General features: G+C 44.6%; 20 protein-coding genes. 13 read left to right on the top strand and 7 right to left on the bottom strand.

Annotated features, from left to right (window positions below; genetic code table 11):
* Positions 1-54 precede the first annotated feature (54 nt).
* Both MHI25_RS29990 and MHI25_RS29985 read left to right on the top strand, forming a co-directional pair.
* Positions 55-333 carry a hypothetical protein gene (locus MHI25_RS29990; protein WP_038573810.1) on the top strand — a complete coding sequence of 93 codons (279 nt, stop codon included), beginning with the start codon at positions 55-57 and terminating at the stop codon, positions 331-333.
* Positions 334-472: 139 nt separating this feature from the next.
* On the top strand, positions 473-1,594 hold the full coding sequence (locus MHI25_RS29985) for a nitric oxide synthase oxygenase (RefSeq protein WP_340394738.1): 1,122 nt from the start codon (positions 473-475) through the stop codon (positions 1,592-1,594).
* A gap of 123 nt (positions 1,595-1,717) precedes the next feature.
* Here MHI25_RS29985 and MHI25_RS29980 read toward each other — a convergent pair whose 3' ends face one another.
* Positions 1,718-2,359, bottom strand: coding sequence for a helix-turn-helix domain-containing protein (locus tag MHI25_RS29980; RefSeq protein WP_076124124.1), 642 nt, complete (start codon positions 2,357-2,359; stop codon positions 1,718-1,720).
* 187 nt (positions 2,360-2,546) lie between these two features.
* On the opposite strand from MHI25_RS29980, the gene MHI25_RS29975 reads away from it, so the two are divergent.
* Entirely contained in the window at positions 2,547-3,299 is a 753-nt protein-coding gene (locus MHI25_RS29975) for an SDR family NAD(P)-dependent oxidoreductase (protein ID WP_038573803.1), read from the top strand.
* Positions 3,300-3,462: 163 nt separating this feature from the next.
* Positions 3,463-4,878 (top strand): hypothetical protein, encoded by a 1,416-nt coding sequence (locus MHI25_RS29970; RefSeq protein WP_248548920.1) that lies wholly within the window; start codon positions 3,463-3,465, stop codon positions 4,876-4,878.
* Between the two features lie 67 nt (positions 4,879-4,945).
* Here MHI25_RS29970 and MHI25_RS29965 read toward each other — a convergent pair whose 3' ends face one another.
* Positions 4,946-6,436 carry a peptide MFS transporter gene (locus MHI25_RS29965; protein ID WP_076124120.1) on the bottom strand — a complete coding sequence of 497 codons (1,491 nt, stop codon included), beginning with the start codon at positions 6,434-6,436 and terminating at the stop codon, positions 4,946-4,948.
* Between the two features lie 255 nt (positions 6,437-6,691).
* Between MHI25_RS29965 and MHI25_RS29960 the strand changes: the two genes are divergently transcribed.
* The 4 genes from MHI25_RS29960 to MHI25_RS29945 all read left to right on the top strand — a co-directional run bounded on the left by MHI25_RS29960 (position 6,692) and on the right by MHI25_RS29945 (position 10,005).
* On the top strand, positions 6,692-7,048 hold the full coding sequence (locus tag MHI25_RS29960; RefSeq protein ID WP_036682230.1) for a nucleotide excision repair endonuclease: 357 nt from the start codon (positions 6,692-6,694) through the stop codon (positions 7,046-7,048).
* Between the two features lie 134 nt (positions 7,049-7,182).
* Positions 7,183-7,848: a glycosyltransferase gene (locus MHI25_RS29955; protein WP_175617270.1), complete on the top strand. Its 666-nt coding sequence runs from the start codon at positions 7,183-7,185 to the stop codon at positions 7,846-7,848.
* A 175-nt stretch (positions 7,849-8,023) separates the two neighbouring features.
* Positions 8,024-8,746 carry a hypothetical protein gene (locus MHI25_RS29950; protein ID WP_076124118.1) on the top strand — a complete coding sequence of 241 codons (723 nt, stop codon included), beginning with the start codon at positions 8,024-8,026 and terminating at the stop codon, positions 8,744-8,746.
* A 5-nt stretch (positions 8,747-8,751) separates the two neighbouring features.
* Entirely contained in the window at positions 8,752-10,005 is a 1,254-nt protein-coding gene (locus tag MHI25_RS29945) for a polysaccharide deacetylase family protein (protein ID WP_340394737.1), read from the top strand.
* Between the two features lie 16 nt (positions 10,006-10,021).
* Here the strand turns inward: MHI25_RS29945 and MHI25_RS29940 are convergent, their stop codons facing one another.
* Positions 10,022-11,080 carry an endonuclease/exonuclease/phosphatase family protein gene (locus tag MHI25_RS29940; RefSeq protein ID WP_076181878.1) on the bottom strand — a complete coding sequence of 353 codons (1,059 nt, stop codon included), beginning with the start codon at positions 11,078-11,080 and terminating at the stop codon, positions 10,022-10,024.
* 155 nt (positions 11,081-11,235) lie between these two features.
* Here MHI25_RS29940 and rlmN point away from each other — a divergent pair, with 155 nt between their 5' ends.
* The 4 genes from rlmN to MHI25_RS29920 all read left to right on the top strand — a co-directional run bounded on the left by rlmN (position 11,236) and on the right by MHI25_RS29920 (position 14,461).
* Positions 11,236-12,306, top strand: coding sequence for a 23S rRNA (adenine(2503)-C(2))-methyltransferase RlmN (rlmN, locus tag MHI25_RS29935; protein ID WP_076181880.1), 1,071 nt, complete (start codon positions 11,236-11,238; stop codon positions 12,304-12,306).
* A gap of 79 nt (positions 12,307-12,385) precedes the next feature.
* Positions 12,386-12,673, top strand: coding sequence for a DUF6509 family protein (locus tag MHI25_RS29930; RefSeq protein WP_036682221.1), 288 nt, complete (start codon positions 12,386-12,388; stop codon positions 12,671-12,673).
* 222 nt (positions 12,674-12,895) lie between these two features.
* Entirely contained in the window at positions 12,896-13,375 is a 480-nt protein-coding gene (greA, locus tag MHI25_RS29925; RefSeq protein WP_036682220.1) for a transcription elongation factor GreA, read from the top strand.
* Between the two features lie 156 nt (positions 13,376-13,531).
* Entirely contained in the window at positions 13,532-14,461 is a 930-nt protein-coding gene (locus tag MHI25_RS29920) for an AEC family transporter (protein WP_076181882.1), read from the top strand.
* Between the two features lie 4 nt (positions 14,462-14,465).
* Here the strand turns inward: MHI25_RS29920 and MHI25_RS29915 are convergent, their stop codons facing one another.
* The 4 genes from MHI25_RS29915 to MHI25_RS29900 form a co-directional block, all read right to left on the bottom strand.
* On the bottom strand, positions 14,466-15,308 hold the full coding sequence (locus MHI25_RS29915) for an aldo/keto reductase (RefSeq protein WP_076305826.1): 843 nt from the start codon (positions 15,306-15,308) through the stop codon (positions 14,466-14,468).
* A 58-nt stretch (positions 15,309-15,366) separates the two neighbouring features.
* A complete protein-coding gene (locus MHI25_RS29910) occupies positions 15,367-16,575 on the bottom strand; it encodes an MFS transporter (protein WP_340394736.1) in 1,209 nt (402 codons plus the stop codon).
* Between the two features lie 210 nt (positions 16,576-16,785).
* Entirely contained in the window at positions 16,786-17,298 is a 513-nt protein-coding gene (locus MHI25_RS29905; RefSeq protein WP_254847727.1) for a hypothetical protein, read from the bottom strand.
* Between the two features lie 159 nt (positions 17,299-17,457).
* A complete protein-coding gene (locus tag MHI25_RS29900) occupies positions 17,458-18,426 on the bottom strand; it encodes a Gfo/Idh/MocA family oxidoreductase (RefSeq protein ID WP_076181887.1) in 969 nt (322 codons plus the stop codon).
* Positions 18,427-18,622: 196 nt separating this feature from the next.
* On the opposite strand from MHI25_RS29900, the gene MHI25_RS29895 reads away from it, so the two are divergent.
* The gene (locus tag MHI25_RS29895; protein ID WP_076181889.1) at positions 18,623-19,570 is read left to right on the top strand and encodes a sugar-binding transcriptional regulator; all 948 of its coding nucleotides are present in this window, start codon (positions 18,623-18,625) and stop codon (positions 19,568-19,570) included.
* Positions 19,571-19,583: the final 13 nt, after the last annotated feature.

Below are 19,583 nucleotides of genomic sequence, written 5' to 3'. Positions count from 1 at the left end.
CCAAACCATGCTAGAAGAGAACAGGCGCATTTCAGAAGGGAGCGTATTTCATTTATGAAACAACCCGATTCCAGTCTGCAAGCGAATGACAATGTAACTCAAGCCAAAAATTCTTTGGGCAAGCTTCATTTCTCTGTCTCTCAGGCACTTAGTCATCCAACAGAACAGACTTTGGCACAGGCTGAGAACCGCCTGGCACATACTGAGCAGGCGATTCAGCAAGCTCAGGACTGGCTAGGTCCTCAAGGTGTGGAGTTGGCTGAAGAACTGTTGACCGAGGATAAGAGCAGACTTGCCTCATTGAATAAGCAAGGGAAACGTTCAGAGCGCTAAATGTTCCTGCCACAACCTGTGAAGCTCCAAGCTTCACGGGTTGTTCTTATGCGCTTTTCCCTGAAAGATGTGGCATAGGAAGAGGGATGTTATACTGGATTGAGAGTTTAAGCAAGGGTTTAGATGGGGGATAAGGGATATGAATGGCAAGCACATCGAAGAATTAACCCGGCAGGCGGAAGCTTTCATTCGACAATGTTACGCTGAACTAGATAAGTCTGAAGCCGAGACGGATCATCGCATTCTAGCCGTACATGAGGAAATTAACCAATCAGGCAGTTACACACATACAACGGAAGAATTAGCGCATGGTGCAAGAATGGCCTGGCGCCACAATAGCCGCTGCATTGGGCGTCTTTTTTGGCAATCCATTGAGCTAATCGATGAACGCCAAGTAGAGACTGAGGAACAAGTTGCTGAAGCGTTGCTGCGACATCTGGAAAAGGCGAACAACGGAGGACGTATTCGTTCACTCATCACGGTCTTCCGCAGCGGAGAAGATCCGAATCAGCGGATTCGGATCTGGAACCACCAATTGATTCGTTATGCCGGGTATCCTGGCGATGAAGAACACGGACGTGCAGGCGATCCGGCATCGGATGAATTCACAAAAATGTGCCAGCAACTAGGTTGGCAAGGAACGGGTGGCGATTATGATGTGTTGCCGTTAGTGATCAGTATTGGCAACGGGCATCCTTACGTTTTCCCTATTCCTGATCACCTCATTCAGGAGGTACCGTTAACACATCCTGAAATTGAACGTTTTGCTGAGCTTCAGCTCCGTTGGTATTCTGTACCCATTATCACGGACATGCAGTTGGAAATTGGCGGTATTCTGTACACGGCTGCTCCTTTTAACGGTTGGTACATGGAGACTGAAATCGGCTCGCGTAACTTGGGGGATACTGGACGATACAACACTTTGCCGGTTATAGCTGATGTGATGGGACTGGATCGCTCCAGCAACACAACGCTTTGGAAGGATCGGGCGCTTCTTGAGCTGAATCGCGCAGTGCTGCATTCCTTCAAGCAAGCAGGTGTCAGCATCGTGGATCACCATACAGCAGCAGATCAATTTGTTCGATTCCAGCAACAGGAGAACGAGCAGGGGCGCCAAGTCTCAGGGCGCTGGTCCTGGCTGATTCCGCCTATGTCACCTTCGTCTACACCGATTTGGCATGATCGTACGTTAAAAGAATATGATTTCAGCCCTCGTTTTCTTTATCAACAATCACCCGTCGCAACCTGCCCGTTTCACTAGCTAACGAAGGCAGTATATAGGTCGCAACTTGAATCTGGATAGAGGCATTTTCCTCGGAAATGTCTCTTTTTGTTTGACTATAGAAAAAGCGCCAAGTTCCCCTTCTAAGGAAACTGGCGCTTTTTAGGCTTTTAAATGATCCAGAAAAATTTGTTTAAGCAGCTCAAGCTGATCGTCGGAGTCTAGATCCGATTCCAGCAGGAGAATGTTTTTTTTCATCGTTAGTTTTCTGGAAAAGAGGGCAAAGCTATTCATGAGCGTAATTAAGGTCTCTTTTACGGGGAGACCCGCACGAATAGAGCCGTCTTCTACCCCATTTTGAATGATCCTGGAGTATTCATGCCAAATTTTGCGGTTGAGTGCATTGAAGCTCAGAACATCCTCAACAGGTTCATTTGAATGTGAGGCGTAGCTTTCGAAATTGACCATAAAAATAATACTTAGATGATTTTGATCCTGAATAAAGAAATCAAATAATTTCTCGATTTGTTCAAGACAAGTAAGGGGCAAGTCAGCTACGTATTTAAAATGATCGAGCATAGGCTCCAGCATTCGGGTGGCTACAGCCACTACGAGTTTTTCTTTTCTGGGAAAATAGCGAAATAACGTCGCAATCCCGATATTGGCTTCGCTTGCGACATCTTGCATCGTCGACTTTTCGATTCCTTTTTGTGATAATACTCGTTCTGCGGATTCGAGGATCGTAATTAATCGTTGCTGCTTACCATCGGATCTTTCTTTTTCGTATCGTGTTTTAGGATTCATGAGGGCTAGACCCTTCCATTTTTTGATTGGGGTTTTCAATTATTAGTATTATATCCACCGTTTATTGGATTAAGCAAGGAGTGGTTGTAGTTCTTTTGTAAAAATGATATGATGTATATCACAGTGATAGTGTGACTATCATCACTCAAATATTATATCACAATATGATTATAGAGGAGACCTAATTATGAATCGTCTAACTAATAAAGTAGCAATTATTACAGGTGCAGGCAGCGGCATGGGCCGTGAAGAAGCCCTTTTATTGTCCAAAGAAGGTGCTACAGTTGTAGCCACTGATATTAACGAGGCTGCCGTACAAGCAGTTGTGAAGGAAATTGAAGCAAATGGTGGTCAAGCAGCAGCTTATGCACATAATGTGGCTTCCGAAGAAGACTGGATCAAGGTTGTAGAAGATGTGATTAGCAAGTTCGGGAAAATCGACATTTTGGTAAACAATGCAGGGATCTCATTCCCGGTTCAATTGCTCGAATCCACTGTTGATCAATGGAACAAAGTAATGAACATCAACGTGAGCAGCGTATTCCTTGGCATGAAGCATGTTGTTCCTCAAATGAAGAACAATAAAGGTGGTTCCATCGTTAATATTTCATCCATCGCAGGTTTGACTGGCAGCAGCGGTGCTGGTGCTTATACAGCTTCAAAAGGTGCAGTTCGTATGCTTAGTAAAGCAGCAGCTGTAGACTTTGGTAAAGATAACATTCGTGTGAACTCTGTTCACCCAGGATTTATCGAAACCCCAATGAGTGCTGAATTTGTAAATAACGAAAAAATGCATAGCTTCTTTATGTCTCAGACTGCGCTGCCACGTGTTGGACGTGCTTCTGAAGTAGCTGAAGCTGTATTGTTCTTGGCTTCTGATGAAGCTTCTTACATTACAGGTGTTGAGCTGCCGGTTGATGGCGGAGTTGTAGCTAAATAATAATCTCTAATTAAGAAACATTAAGAAGCCGTCCCATACGTAGATTTTCTCTACGCGCGGGACGGCTTCTTTTGCTGTTTTAGGCCCATTTCTACTGAACATTAGCCTACACCCCTGCATACCATATAGCACTCGGATAGTAGGAGAAGGGTGTGGTGCAGAGATGGGCATCCAGTTAACAGCGCTCCATTATGTATATCTGGCATTTATCGTATTTATAATGGCACTTCTGATCAAGAGACGGGACACAACGATGATCTGTATTGCGGGCATCTTTGTACTTGGGTGGTTAGCCACGGAAACCGTCAGTGGTTCAGTCACAGGTGTATTCAACTCTTTTGTATATGCAACCAAGGAGCTAATGGGTACAATCATGATTATTTCGATCATAGTAGCCATGAGCCGGGTATTAACACGCACGGGGATTAACGAGATCATGGTTGCTCCACTTACCCGCTTTTTGCGCACACCGTTCATAGCCTTTTGGGGAATCGGTCTGATTATGATGGTCACCTCATGGTTCTTCTGGCCTTCACCCGCAGTGGCCTTGATCGGGGTTGTGCTGCTGCCGGTTGCCATTCGAGTGGGACTGCCGGCTCTTGGAGCGGCGATGGCAATGAATTTATTTGGCCACGGGATTGCGCTCTCAGGTGATTACATTATCCAAGGTGCACCTAAACTAACAGCAGATGCGGCCGGACTTCCAGTGACCAGTGTCATGGAGGCGAGTGTTCCGCTTGTAATTGTTATGGGCGTGGTGACTACGATAACGGCGTATTGGATGATGCGCAGAGATCAGAAGAAGGGAACTTGGCGAGACGGGCTTATTGCCGGGAAAAGTGCCGTGAGTGCGTTATCTGCAGAGAATGATACGGCAGAAGATCCAGCGGTGATTCATCCAGCATTGAAAAAATTGCTGGCAATCGCCATTCCCATCCTGTTTTTAGCCGATGTAGCAGGCATGTTCCTGCTCGATTTGCAAGGTGGAGACGCAACTGCCTTAGTTGGTGGTACTGCGGTATTCATTCTGGTTGTAGTAACCTTGTTGGCACATCGTAATAAAGGATTGGAGCAAGTAACCTCTTATCTGATTGATGGACTTACGTTTGGCTTCAAAGTATTTGGTCCTGTGATACCGATTGCCGCTTTTTTTTATCTGGGGGATTCGGCGTTTGCCGAATTATTCGGCAAAGTGCTGCCTGCCGCATCTCAGGGGATTGTAAATGATCTAGGGGTCGCTCTAGCTCATAACGTTCCTCTGAACGGCGCAGTGGGTGCTGTGACCGCAACTATAACCGGAGCCATTACAGGCCTAGATGGTTCAGGGTTCTCGGGCATTTCACTTGCCGGGTCTATTGGGAAATTGTTTGCGGTGGCCACACATTCCGATGCGGCGACTTTAACTGCGCTGGGTCAGGTAGCTGCAATTTGGGTAGGTGGAGGCACGCTGATTCCGTGGGCATTGATTCCGGCGGCCGCTATTTGCGGAGTAAGCCCCTTTGAGCTGGCGAGACGGAATGTTAAGCCTGTACTCATTGGGCTGGTAGTCACGACGATTGTCGCCATGTTTCTGGTGTAGAGGCTGGATAACTATAGGAAACCAAAAAAAGGCTGCCGAGAAGATCTCGGGCAGCCTTTGGATGTGTTTAATGTATCCCTTTCATGAAATTCTGAATTTTGGAAGAGAATAGGAAGAGGATAAGCGCAAGGATAAGGGCCACTCCACCAATTACTCCAAAGTACATCATTTCGGTATCCGGGGTATAGAACTTCACAATCTGAGCATTAATTGCTTGGGCAGCGGCATTCGATAAGAACCACATACTCATCATTTGAGCGGTAAAAGCCGCCGGTGCCAGTTTGGTCGTTGCTGATAAGCCCACAGGGGACAAGCATAACTCCCCGATTACAATGATAAAATAGCTGAGTACCAGCCATAATGGATTCACAAGTGAATTAGCTCCACCGAAATAAGCAGGTACTAGAATCACCAGGAAGGATAAACCGGCAAACAATAAACCAAGCGAGAACTTTTGCGGAATCGAGGGTTGACGGTTACCAAGCTTTAACCACAACCAGGCAAATATAGGTGCAAGAGTGATAATAAACAGCGGGTTAAGCGATTGGAACCAAGCAGGAGAAATGTGTAAGCCTGCAAAATCCAGTTGGGTCCGTTTATCAGCAAAACTAGCTAGAACTGTGGAAGTCTGCTCTTGAATCGCCCAGAACATAATCGATGCGATAAATAAAGGAATGTATGCGAGAATTCTTGACCGTTCAACGGCTGTTGTTTTGGGACTGCGGTACATCATAATGAAATACATCGTAGGAATAAGTAAGCCTAATACCCCTACTATTTTTATTAATGTTTCAAAGGTAAGCACTCCGGTAAGAATGCCGATAGTAATCAAAATCGCAAGTACAACTAATCCTACACCAATCCAAGTAAAGATTTTTTTCTTCTGATCTGCAGGAATAGGGTTGTGTACAATCGTACCGGCCAAACCCAGATTTTTTGTGCGAGTCATAATATAAACGACTAGTCCAACAAACATTCCGACTGCGGCAATCGAGAAACCTAGATGGAAATTATTCATGCCTACTGCGCCAACAATTAGTGGGGAGAGAAATCCTCCCAGGTTGATGCCCATATAAAAAATGCTGAAGGCAGCGTCACGGCGGTTATCCTGCTCGCTATAAATTTCGCCGACAATACTTGAAACATTGGGTTTCAGTAGACCCGTTCCGAGTACGATTAAAACCATCGAAGCAAAAAACAATGTGGTATTGCCTGGAATAGCCAGTAGTATATGCCCGAACATGATTAAAACGCCGCCGTAGAAAACAGCCCTCGAAGTCCCGAGGAGCCGATCCGCAAGCCAGCCTCCGATGATCCCTGACATATATACAAGCGATCCATAGATAGACATAATAGAAAGTGCCATATCTTCAGGTAATCCGAGACCGCCTTGGCTCACTTCATAATACATGTAGTAGACAAGGATAGCTCGCATGCCATAATAAGAGAAACGCTCCCAAAATTCTGTGAAGAAAAGGGTGAAAAGTCCCTTAGGATGTCCGAAGAAACCCTTTTGCGGGACGCTATCTACTATTTTTTGCCGGTCTGTTACTGCCATGAATCAAATCCTCCTAGATGACAAATATCTATATATCATGATGCAAACGCCTCTATTTTATTTATAATCCTCTACTGTCTAAGACCGCAACCCTTGGGCAGGAAGGTTTTGAATAATGCCATAATTTTTAGTGATATTTCCATTAGATCAATCGAACTTGCTTTTATTGTATTTATTTGACTGCGCCAGATTGAATGGTCTTACTTAGCGATTTATGATACTATTTACTCCTATATAGAAAGAGGACGTGAGCTAATGATCAACATAACGATTCCAAAAGCGGATGTTAGTATTACTAAACAAATTAACCCGCAGTTAAGCAATATTTACGGATTTACGGACTTTCACCTGATTCCGAGAGATTACGGCGGTATCTTTATGTTCTACAATGATCAGGATGAGTTGTTGTTTGTAGGTAAAGCGAGAAAGCTAAGACCAAGAATTAAAAAACATTTTGAAGACACCGTATCTGACATCAAGCAACATCGGGACGAGGTCACCAGAATTGATGTGTGTTTGATCGAAAGTCCAGTTCATAGAGAGATCTATGAAACCTATATCATTAATGAACTGAAATCTAAATACAACGTAGATAAAGTGATGTTTAGATAAAAGTAAGACCCAGGCACCGTCCACGTGATGGTGCTTTTTTGTGTTCTGAGAATAGTTGCGAATGAAATGGAAGTAAAGGTGCACAATATACAAGATATTCAAATCCATCACTGTTCACAAGGAGATAGGTCATATTGAAAAATAAGTATTTGATGTTGAAGCTAACCTTATTGTGTATGTTTCTGGTTGTAAGTGTTACACCTACAATTGCCGATGCTGCAGCAGCTAAAGAGAAAAAGAGCTCCCACAAGCAATGCTTAACCCCCTCCGTAATTGAGCTTAAGGATAATCTTAGGAAGTTATGGATCGATCATGTGGTATGGACAAAGAACTACATTGTTAGCGCCTTTGCAGATTCTGAGGACAAGGATAAGGTACTGGCAAGGCTGTTACAGAATCAGCAGGACATAGGGGATGTCTTTAAACCGTATTACGGTGAGGCAGTTGGAGATAAGCTGGCTCAATTATTGCGGGAGCATATTCTTATTGCCGGAAAAGTTCTAGGTGCTGTAAAGGCTGGAAATCAGGCCGATGTGGAAAAATACAATAAAGAGTGGTATGCCAACGCTGATGACATTGCCAAGTTTCTTAGTAGCCAGAACCCCAAATATTCTTATGAACAATTAAAGGAAATGCTTCATGAACATCTGGAATTGATTACTGATGACGTGACAGCTAGAGTTAAAAAGGATTGGGATGCCGAAATTGCCGCATTTGATAAAGGGCTGGAGCATATGATCATGTTCGCAGATATCTTAACCGAGGGATTGATCAAACAATTTCCCGATAAATTCAATTGAAATCAAAGCACCCGAAGGGGTGCTTTATTTATTTTGCAGAAGAGAATAGGTCTTTAGGTGCATTTCAGAAAGTTAGATATAAAGGCTCACTTACATACAAGATAAGTAAACTATAATAGACTCGTGGGCACTCGACATTTTTTGACATTTTTTTATAATTGAGGTGATAAAATCGATGATTTCCCCCTTTTTTAAAAAGAAAGATTCAGTGGATAAGCAATCCAAGTCGGATATGGTTCAAAAGGTACAATTATTAGATGAACAGGTCGAAGAAATAGAAGAAAAGACCTCGGACGAGACTTTAGCTGGATTGGTTACTACAGGCAAAGCTCAGCTTGATAAAAAATCACTCGATTTGATCTTCTCCGTGGAGCAGATTATTCAGGCCAGACAACATGCGGAGACCAATATTAATGAGCTTCAGGATCGGTTAACCCATTCCAGCAGTCATGTGGAGCGCTTAAACCGGGATATGAAGAACCTCAATAAGGTTATTGAGGAAAGAGAAAAGAATGTCCGCGAGCTTGAGCATAAGTTGATTGAGAGAAATTTGAAGGTCGATCAAGTGCTGGAGGATTACCGGGAGCTTCAAACTACGCTCACAGCTGAGATTGAGGAATTGAAGAGTACCATTGAGCTGGAGCAGCAAAAATATGTAAATCTGATTCAAAAACATAACGAAGCCCATGCAGAGAAACTCAAAAAGATGAATGATCTGGAAGAGAAAATCGGACGGGTTGAGATTGAGAATGCACATCTAAAACAAAAGTACGATACGATTCGCCAAGAAAAGGCGTATCTCTCGGGTATGATCAGCGATTTTACCAATCGGATGACGGTTCCTTTTGGGAGTGGCAGTAGTCTGACGGATCGAAACGATGGAAACGGAGATACATAGGATTCATGGCATCTAAGGAACCGGACACCATTCTAATGATTGAGTTACTGTCGCTTGAGCATGAACAGGCCGGTTATCAGATTGAGGTAGGTCTAACCCGTAATGTTGGGTACACAAGAAGCAAGCTCACCATAGATGAATTTACATACGAACAATTGAAGGCGCTAGGTCCCTTTTCCGGAGGGAGAATGAGATTGTCGCTGTATCCGAAGTGGGATCCGTTTCGGAATAGTTACTACAGCACGCTGATTATAATGAACAGAGCTTACAGCGAAACATTGTATTTTGCCTGTTCTGAAAATTATGTAACCCAACTTCTTCAATTAAAGCAGCAGGACTATCCTCAAGCAGAAGAGGAGAGGGTAGTTCAGACCATGCTTCCCTCTACAGAACCAGGGCATAGGATAAGCAGAAAGAAGACCAAACGAATTGGACTGGTTGCACTGCTGTGTCTCATGTTCGCTTGTTTGATATTTGTGTTACCTCTGCGAATGGATGGACAACTCGTAGATAGTGCTGAAGCGCTGGAGGAACCCGTATTAGGGGCCGACTCTGAGCCATTACTTTCGGTACCGTTCGTTACCTTAGCGCAGACGATATCGGTTCATAACCAGCAAGCCGAGCCTACACCAGAACCTTCAGTCCCTCCTCAAGAACAGACATTACCGTACGAAAAGTATGAATTACCCGAGAATGAATTTTTGTATAGTTTGCCGAAGGGTTATGTTGCCTTGTCATTTGATGATGGGCCGTCAAAGTATACGAAAGAGATCGTAGATATTCTAGTAGAACATAAGGTGGCTGCCACCTTTTTATTCATTGGGAATAAGGTAGCTCATAATGCGGAAGCCGTTAGGTATGCTAATGAGCATAAGATGTCGGTTGGGAGTCATTCGTGGGATCATAGCAAAATGACTGCTAATGGCGTTGAGGAGAACCGGATTAACTTGGCGAAGACTAATCAGGCGCTGGAGCAAATTACACAATCACCGATTACTATTTTTCGGCCGCCATATGGGGCGATTGATGACAAGTTAACCGCCAAGGTGACGGAACAGCAGATGAAGGTATTATTGTGGAATCGTGATCCCGAGGATTGGAACGTCAAGAACCCAGAGGATATTCTTCAATATGTTCATCATGCCGATCCGTCCGGCGGAGTCTATCTATTTCACGAAAAGAAGATTACTGTAGAAGCTTTGCCCGCTATCATTAAGTATTTCCAAGAGAAAAACCTGAAATTTGTTGTTTTTAAATAGAATCAGAGAATCCATGTTATTGCAGAATAAAAGTGGCTGTTACAGGGTTGTGATCACTGTGTTCGAAGGATAACTCATGACCCTGTACGCCGCTTATGCTGACGTTTGGTGAGACTAGAAAGCCATCAATCACTGCGCGGAAATTCACACCTTCTGTATAGGCAACATCGAGCGTCCGGACGGAGGGTACCTTGGCATCTACAGCCCACTGAAAGCCCTGTTGAAAATGTTCAGGGAATTCTTGCAGCCATTGCGGCCAATCCTGCGTTGTCTCGAAAGCATCAGGAGCTGTACCCGGAAGGGAATGGTTCCAATCTCCCCCTAAGATGAGGTAGTTCCCTTTGTCATTCTCCTTCTTGATATAAGCCGATAAATACTCCAATTGCTGTTTGCGAATCGTTCCGCCTTGGTCAAAGGCTGATAAATGAAGATTGACTAGAATCAGTTCTTTTCCATTATCAACGGGGAATCTGCTCTCCACAAAAGCACGGTCGAGATCAAACTGTTGGCGAGGCCAGGTTTCTTTGCCCGGGAGATCATATCTAATATTACTTGTGCTGTTAAAACGGGATAAAGTTAATAAACCGCTGTTCACCGAGCCCATCGGATCAAGAACAGGAAGCGGTACCCAAGGTACCTTGTAGTTGGTCGCGAAAACATTGCTGTAATCAGCGAACTTATTCGACAAGTAAGAGACTTCATCTATACCGTTGCTACGGGAAGAATCGATGTCGACCTCCTGCAGCATGAACAGGTCCGAGTCTGTAACTGTCATAAGGGACGCTACGGCCTCAAGGTTTATCTTCGTTTGTTCCCTACTGCTTGAGCGTGACTTTGTTCCGCCATCCATAAAGAAATCTTGGCCTTTATCCAACCCGGCGTAGCCAATATTAAAGGTAGTTACAGAAAAGGACTCTCCCTGCTTCATTACTTGCTGCGGATTATTGTTTACAGTAAGTGTAGTAATCTCCTGTGGTTTATAGTCAGTGAGAGTAATATACACTAAAAAACCGCCAAGGATTAGAACGGCAGCTAGAAGGGTGAGGCTGATTGCTTTTATTCTTGTTGAACCCATATGATTCCATCGCTCCTTAGATACATGTTCATAGAACAGACTTTAATGGTGTAAACTTCGACACAACCCAATAACTCCCCTTGTTTTAATAAAAAAAATTTGAGACAATGAGTAGTGATGTTCTGAACTTTAACGTTTTGAAAAGAGGATAACGAATGAATATAGAATCCATTTATGGATTAACTTTTGATCAACTGGCGGCATGGCTGTTAGAACGTGGACATAAAAAGTTTCGGGCTACGCAGGTCTGGGATTGGCTTTATCGGAAGCGGATTACAGACTTTTCGGAAATGCTCGATGTAAATAAAGATTGTGTAGAATTATTAGAGCAGAATTTTGTCATTCATACCTTGGAAGAACATGTGAAGCAGGAATCTGCGGATGGGACGATTAAGTTCCTGTTCCGCCTAAAGGATGGCAACCTGATCGAGACCGTGCTTATGAGACAGAAATACGGCTTGTCTGTATGTGTAACCACGCAAGTGGGCTGCAATATCGGCTGCAGCTTCTGTGCAAGTGGGCTATTGGCGAAGAGCCGGGATCTCTCCAGCGGAGAGATTGTGGAGCAGATTATGAAGGTCCAGCAGCATCTGGATACGGCGAACCTGGATCAAAAGGTCAGTCACGTCGTAGTGATGGGCATTGGCGAGCCATTCGATAACTTCAAGAACCTGCTCGATTTCCTGGCGATTGTCAAAGATCACAAGGGACTAGCAATTGCGGGTAGAGGGATTACCGTATCAACGAGCGGATTGGCTAACAAAATCGTTGAATTTGCGGATGCGAATACGCAAGTGAACCTGGCGGTTTCTTTGCATGCCCCTAATAATGAACTGCGGACGCAGATCATGAAGATTAACAAGGCCATTCCAATAGAGAAGCTAATGGAGTCTATAGATTATTATTTGGAGAAAACCAAGCGGAGAATTACGCTGGAATACATTCTGATGAAGGATGTAAACGACGGCAGAGAGCATGCGCTTGAACTGGCCGAGCTGATTGGCGATCGACGCCCGCTCGTCAATGTGAATTTGATTCCTTATAACCCGGTGGATGAACACAGCCAATATCAAAGAAGCGAGCGGGAGACGGTGCGGGCCTTTTTTGATACCTTGAAGAAGCAGGGTGTCAGCGTAAGCACTCGTCTGGAGCATGGTGTGGATATTGATGCTGCCTGCGGACAGCTGCGAAGCAAACAAATCAAGAAATCCAAAGCCATGGCTTGACGGACTACCTCGACAACAATATGTTACTTTTTGTGATACAATGACGTGGCAGGTATTAGGAAAAGAGGTTGATTGAGTTATGTTGACATTTACGGGCTACAATGTGGAGAATGTAAAAGATCCTTTCGGTATACTAACCGGTAAACGGTATGAATTTGTCGTTCAACTGGACGTTCCAGAGGATGATGAGCTGTATGTAGAGAACGGAGTATCCGCTAGAGCGATTATTAAGGTGGATGAAGATCAAGTCAGCATCGTAAGTTATGATCTACAGGAGACAACTTCAGGTCAACTGCTCGATTTCGATATGGAAGAGGACGAGGAAGAAGCGTTACTCCTTTTTTGTAAAGAGCATTTGCCAGAATAATTAAGCAGCATTGACCTCCTTGCCCAATGTTCAATTGTGGCAGGGATTTTTTTAAAATATAAGCATTTATATGTTTTGTACTTTAAAGTATCTTTATATTTCTATGAGAAACGGTTGTCGTCCTTTAAGGACGACAATGTTGTTTCTTCTTGTAAGATCTTTCGCAAGTTTGGGATATATCGGTTAAAATATTATAAAGCATCCAAAATAGGAGTTGTATACATGTCTAATGAAGAAGTGTTCTTGACCAAAGAAGGGTTGGCTCAATTAGAGGAAGAGCTGAAGGAATTGAAAGGCGCAGGGCGTAAGGAATTGGCCGCACGGCTTAAATTGGCGATCAGCTATGGAGACTTGAAGGAAAATAGTGAGTACCATTCGGCCAAGGACGATCAATCGTTCATGGAGACTCGTATTATGATTCTGGAGAAAATGTTGACCAAAGCCAAGATCGTGGATGAGAGCCAAATGGATCTGTCAAAGGTTAGTATGGGTTGTATTGTTATTCTGAATGACATCGAATATTCGGAGAAGATCGAATATAGAATTGTTGGAGCTGCTGAGGCAGATGTTCTTAATAACAAGATTTCCTATGAAAGCCCGCTAGGCAAGGAATTGCTGGGTAAAAAGGTCGGCGATATTGTTAGTGTAAATGCACCGATGGGCATCATTAAATATGAGTTGCTTGAGATCAAAATGATGTAACAATATACCGAAAAGCTCCCAACCCTTTGTAAGGGTTGGGAGCTTTTTTGCTGGTATGATAGGTTTTGGCTATGAGATATATTGATTTCATATCTTAGACGTTCTGCGCTGTTACGCTTATAGTTTGAAGTAACCTACAGCAGAGGAGTTCTATTCATGATCCAAAGTGTGTTATCGACGTTATACCAAGTCATCGTGCCTTTGTCCATTCCTGTGATCGTGGGTGCGCTACTTGGGCGGTTTAAGAATCTGGATACGAAGCCGTTATTGACGCTTTATCTATACTTTTTAACGCCGGCAATTATTTTAAATACATTGGCTACTGCAGAGATATCCATGGATGATATTTATAAGACGCTCGCCTTTTCGCTTCTAAATCTAATCTTCTTATGGGCGATTGCGAATATAGTCGGCAAATTATTGAAGCTAGATCCATCCGAAGTATCCGGTCTGACCTTGATTTCAACGTTTACGAATAGCGTGAATTATGGACTTCCGCTGGTGTTGCTAGCTTTCGGACAGCTTGGTCTCGATAAGGCCTCTGTATATGTGATCGGACAGATGATTATCGTGAATACGATAGGCGTTTATTTTGCAGCAAGATCTCAGTTCTCGGTAAAAAATGCAGTGAAATCGGTCTTTTCACTTCCTGCCATTTACGCAGCTCTGTTGGCCCTTCTTCTCCGTATCTTTGGCCTGCATTTGCCTGCAGAGGTGGCTACAGGGGTTGCCTTGGTAGCTGGAGGATATTCACCGGTGGTACTGGCGATCCTTGGCGCACAGATGGTTAAAGTGAGAAACATGCCATCCGCACGCAAGGGTCAGTCTACTTTTTGGACTGGGCTTTCGATTCGATTAATCTTAGCGCCGCTAGTGGCTTACCTCGGATTATCGATCCTGCAAATTACCGGAACCTTGTTCTCTGTGCTGCTGATTTTGGCTTCTATGCCAGTTGCCGTCAACGCCGTCGTGCTAGCCGAGCGTTTTAATGCCTCACCGGAGCTGGTATCCAAATGTATTTTGTGGACGACGCTTGCTTCGTTTCTCGTGTTGCCGGTGCTTATAGTGTTAGTGCAAGGTGCGTAATCCCTTAGAAATCAAAATGATCTGGGTCTGGACCTACCCGCTGATCTTGGTTGAGAGAGTTAATTAGAGTCATATCCTCGTCAGATAATTTGAAATCAAACACGTCTACATTTTCGACGATCCGGTGTTCTTTAGTAGACTTAGGAATGGTGATAATCCCCCGTTGCAGGTCCCAACGGACAATAACCTGAGCGACGGATTTGTCATGTTTGACGGCAATTTGTTTCAGTACAGGCTGATCGAACAATTGACCTTGCATTAACGGAGACCAAGCTTCTAATTGGATTCCTTGCTCTTTGCAGAAGTCGAGCAGCTCTTGCTGATTCAAATAGGGATGTAATTCAACTTGATTGACCATCGGCTTAATCTCAGCATCCTTCAGTACATCTTCAAGATGGTGAATCTGGAAGTTGCTGACCCCAATGGCTTTTACCCGGCCCTCTTTATACAACGTTTCAAGCGCTCTCCAAGACTCTTTATATTTTCCTTTTACAGGCCAGTGAATAAGGTACAAATCCAGGTATTCAAGTCCGAGTTTAGCTAAGCTAGTCTCGTAGGCGGCAATGGTTTCTTCGTAGCCCATATCTGCGGTCCAGACCTTTGAGGTTACGAAAAGCTCTTCTCTGGACAAGTTGTTCTCTTGCAGAGCCTCTTGGATGGCTTGTCCCACGCCTGTTTCATTCTCATAAATTGCGGCAGTGTCAATGCTGCGGTAACCGTGTCTAATAGCCGATTTGATCGCTTGTATCAGTTCTGCGCCTTCTTCCACTTTAAATACGCCAAGCCCTAGCCAAGGCATATTTACACCGTTGTGTAATGTAGTTGTATCCTGTAGATGTTGAGCCATAATAAAGTAACCTCCTAAGATATTTAAAAGTTTGTTTGGGTTGTTAATGGACTGCTCTTTAAGCAGCTTTAGTCTGGAGAGGAGCCTCATCTTTCTTCTCCAGAGCACGGCTCCATGCCGTTAGTAATACAGCGGACAGAACCATGATGGCACCTACCCAAGTGGTATGAATTAGTCCCATATGATCTGTGACGATGCCGCCAAGGTACGCACCAATGGCAATACCAGCGTTAAAAGCAGCAATATTTAATGCAGAAGCTACATCTCGTGCACTTGGCGCATATCGATCTGCAAGCGTAACGACATGTACTTGCAAGCCGGGCACGTTCATGAAAGCTAACAGTCCCATAAAGAAGATCGTAATCAGTGCGGCAACCTTGTAAGGTGCGGTAAAAGCTAAGACAAATAAGACGACAGCTTGGACTGCAAACATATAGAATAGAGCATTCATCGGTTTGCGGTTGGCGGCTTTACCTCCAATCACGTTCCCGATGGCAATCGCAATGCCGTATACAAGCAAGATTACGGCGACTGTATTCTCTTTGAAGCCGCTGATCTCATGCAGAAGGGGTGATAAATAAGTAAAGACTACAAATGTGCCCCCATAGCCCAAAGCCGTAATTGCGAAGGCAAGCAGTAAACGCCCATTGGTGACCAGCTTAACTTGCTCACGAAGGGGTGTATAGGTGCCTTTGCGCAGCCCGGATGAAGGAACAAGGATCAGATTTCCGATTAGTGCTATAAGCCCGATAGCAATAATAGCAACAAATGCAGCACGCCAGCCGAGTTGTTGGCCAAGGAAAGTACCTAGCGGAACGCCAGTAACAGTAGCTACTGTAAGTCCAGTGAACATGATGGCAATGGCACTGGCCTTACGATCCTCAGGCACGAGGTCGGCGGCAATGGTCGAAGCAATCGACATGAACAAGCCATGGGCCAGGGCGGAAATTACTCTCGCGATTAACAGCAGTGTAATCCCGTCCGCAGCAGCCGCAAGACTATTGCCGATAATAAAGACGATCATAATGCTTAGCAGTAAGGTTTTGCGCGATATCGACGTGGTTAGCGACGTTAAGATGGGTGCGCCAAAAGTTACTCCTAAAGCGTATAAAGTAACGGTCAACCCGGCTGTGGTTACCGGTATATGCAGATCCGTGGCGATTAGAGGCAGCAGCCCCACACTTATAAACTCAGTGGTACCAATCGCAAAGGCACTAATGGCTAGAGCTAAGAGCGCCAAGGTGCTTCTTTTTTTATCTAAGGACATTTCTTTCACTCCTACGCTGTGTTAATCACCGGCCGGTAAGTGCTATTATGAAGAGATCTGTCCATTAAGTATAGTACGTACTTTAAAGTGCTATAGGTACTAAAAAGTACCTATGGCGCAACTCGCCAAACCGCAAAAAGCATGGGCACCCTGATCTCGTCAGGTTTGCCCATGCTTTTTTGCTATGCTTGTTATATAGTCCCAATAGGGTTAACGAGACCGTTGTTTAAGGTGGCGCCGTTTAGTTGTGCCTTTGTTAGTGGCGTGCCCACCCGATCCTCCACCAACCGCCTGCTGCTGTCTTGTTCCTGGGCTTTCAATAGCGGAGTTTGTTCCACCGGTGCTGAACGTTCCGCCTCCGCTTGCTACCTGAGTTGCGGAGGCATTCTGGCTCCGTTTAGGCAGTTTAACCGTCTGGGTATTGATAACGACCACAACTTCTTTGCGATACGGATATAATAAGAGGGGTTTAGCTTTGCCGCGTTTGTTGCCCCCACTGCCTAGGTTAGTCGCATCGCCGCCTGCGCCGACACTTTGTTGTTGGCGTGTATAGGGAGAAGCAATGGCGGCATTATTGCCGCTTGCGCTGCTGCGTCCTGCACCGCTTGCAATTTGTGTAGTGTTGGGGGCGTTCGTATATTGATTGTTGATGACAAAGACTAATCTGTCCACTCCGTGGAGTGGGGTCCTTGTAATTATGCGCCGTTTTCCTTTTTGAATAATGACAACGATCCGGTCTCTTTTATAGGCCACCCATATTCACTCTCCCATACTTTGACTTCATTAACATTAATGCAGATGGGGGGAATAAGTGATGAATACGGGCGATCTACCTCGAAAAACAATCATTTGCCAAAGTTAGCTGCCTACTAAACGGTTTATTTATTCAAAGCTATATTTGATCCCCCATTGCTCCCGGACATTGCTCATAATGTCCATGACATCCAAGGAGAGGTTGAGGGTCTCTTTATGGCTTTTATCTGCAATATACCGCTGCATATCTTCAATCTCGTATTGCAAAGCTTTGGCTGTATCTCCAGCTTCAATCGTCTCTACTGTGCCATCCAAATATTGAATGGTGGCTTTGCTGGCCCGCGGGAAATTGTCTACGGTAATAAATCCGAGCTCTCCTGCAACCACCCCCCGTTTAGGCATTTTGGAGCGCATTGTAAGGGAGATTACCGCCATTTCATCTGCCGCATTGTTAAGAACAATACCGGATTGCTCGTCCACTCCTGTCTCGAATTGTTTTACCGTAGTAAGAATCTCATGGGGCTGTTTGGACAGGAAGAATCTTGTGAAGGACAGCGCATATGTCCCAATATCCAGCAGTGCTCCGCCCGCCAGATCTTTGCTGAAGAAACGGTTGTTCACATCATATTCTTTATGGCTGCCAAAGGAGACCTGCACCATTTTGAGGCGCCCGATGATGCCGTCATCAATGAGCTGCCGCAGTTTCTTATACAGTGGCATATGGTAGATGGTCATAGCTTCGGCCACAACCAGATCCTTTTCAGCGGCAAGTCGGGTGACTTCTTGAAGTTGTTTGCTGTTCACCGTGATTGCTTTTTCGCAGAGAACATGTTTGTTATTCTGTAAGCTTTCAATGATGTATTCATAATGATTGCTATGTGGCGTAGAGATGTACACTACATCAATTGCAGGATCTTGCAGCATTTCACTGTAACTGCCATAAGCTTTCGTGGCTCCATATTGATTAGCGAATTGTTGTGCTTTCTCCAAGCTTCGCGACCCAACCGCATACAACGTTCCTCCCGTTTCATTCAGCGCAGCCGCAAATTCGGCAGCTATACTTCCTGGACCGACAATTGCCCACTTTAAAGGGTTCATTTCCAGCACCTCACTTGTTTGATTTTTTGTTTTTATTTAGAGATACCTTGATTCCATCTGATCCATTCATCTTCATAAAAGTTTTGATATTAAGCACATTTGTGCAATATAATAATAAATGTGCAAAACAATCGTCTACAGTATAGCGGGGGGGGCTAAATCCGTCAAACTGTTGAATACGCGGGGGCGTTGTAACATGGATCGAAAAGAAGATAAGAAGCTGCTTATTAAAATAGCACAAATGTATTATGAACAGAATTTAACGCAGAGTGAAATCTCCAGCCAACTTGGTATATATCGTACCACCATCAGCAGGATGCTAAAGAGGGTACGTGAAGAAGGGATCGTTACAATAACTATTAATTACGATACTGGCGATCATTTTACATTGGAGCAGGAGCTGAAGGAGCGGTTCGGGCTACGGGAAGCCATTGTTGTGGAGGTAGATCCTGCACAGTCCAGCACGATTAAACGCAAAGCTATAGGACAAGCCTGTGCGAGATGGCTCGAGCAAGTGCTTCTCCCGAAAGATACGATTGGGTTTTCTTGGGGAAGCAGCTTAGCTAGCGTTGTAGAAAGCCTAACACAAGCCCAGAGACCTTTTGTAACCTGTGTACCTACGGTCGGCGGCCCATCAGGAAAGATGGAGAGCGGGTACCATGTAAATAACATCTGTTATCAAGCTGCTCTAAAATGGGGTGCGCGCTCGTTAATGATTGATGTTCCAGCGATCACGGAGCAAAAGGAAACTAGAGATCAACTGATGAATTCCCAGTATTATCAGACCATTGCCAAGGCGTGGGACCATCTGGATATCGCTGTGTTCGGCATCGGATCGCCGGAAATGAAAGGGGAAGAGGCGTGGCGCGGTTTTTATGGTGATGCAGTGATTGCTGAGCTGGAGAATGGAAAGGTCGCTGGTGATATCTGTTCACGATTCTATGATGGCAACGGGATTCCCGTGCATACCGGAATATCGGATCGAACACTGACCATTGAGCTGGAGCAAATTAAGCAAGCACGGTATTCAATTGGTGTAGCGGAGTCACTCGAGAAGGTAACGGGGATCCTTGGGGCACTAAATGGGGGCTATATGAATGTAATTGTAACGACCCAAGAAACAGCGCAGAAGATATTGGAGTAGCAACTACTAAATG

The organism is Paenibacillus sp. FSL E2-0177 (assembly GCF_037992975.1).
In the GTDB taxonomy this organism is placed as follows: Bacteria; Bacillota; Bacilli; order Paenibacillales; family Paenibacillaceae; genus Paenibacillus_AQ; species Paenibacillus_AQ odorifer.
This window is presented reverse-complemented; position numbering and strand designations above follow the sequence as displayed.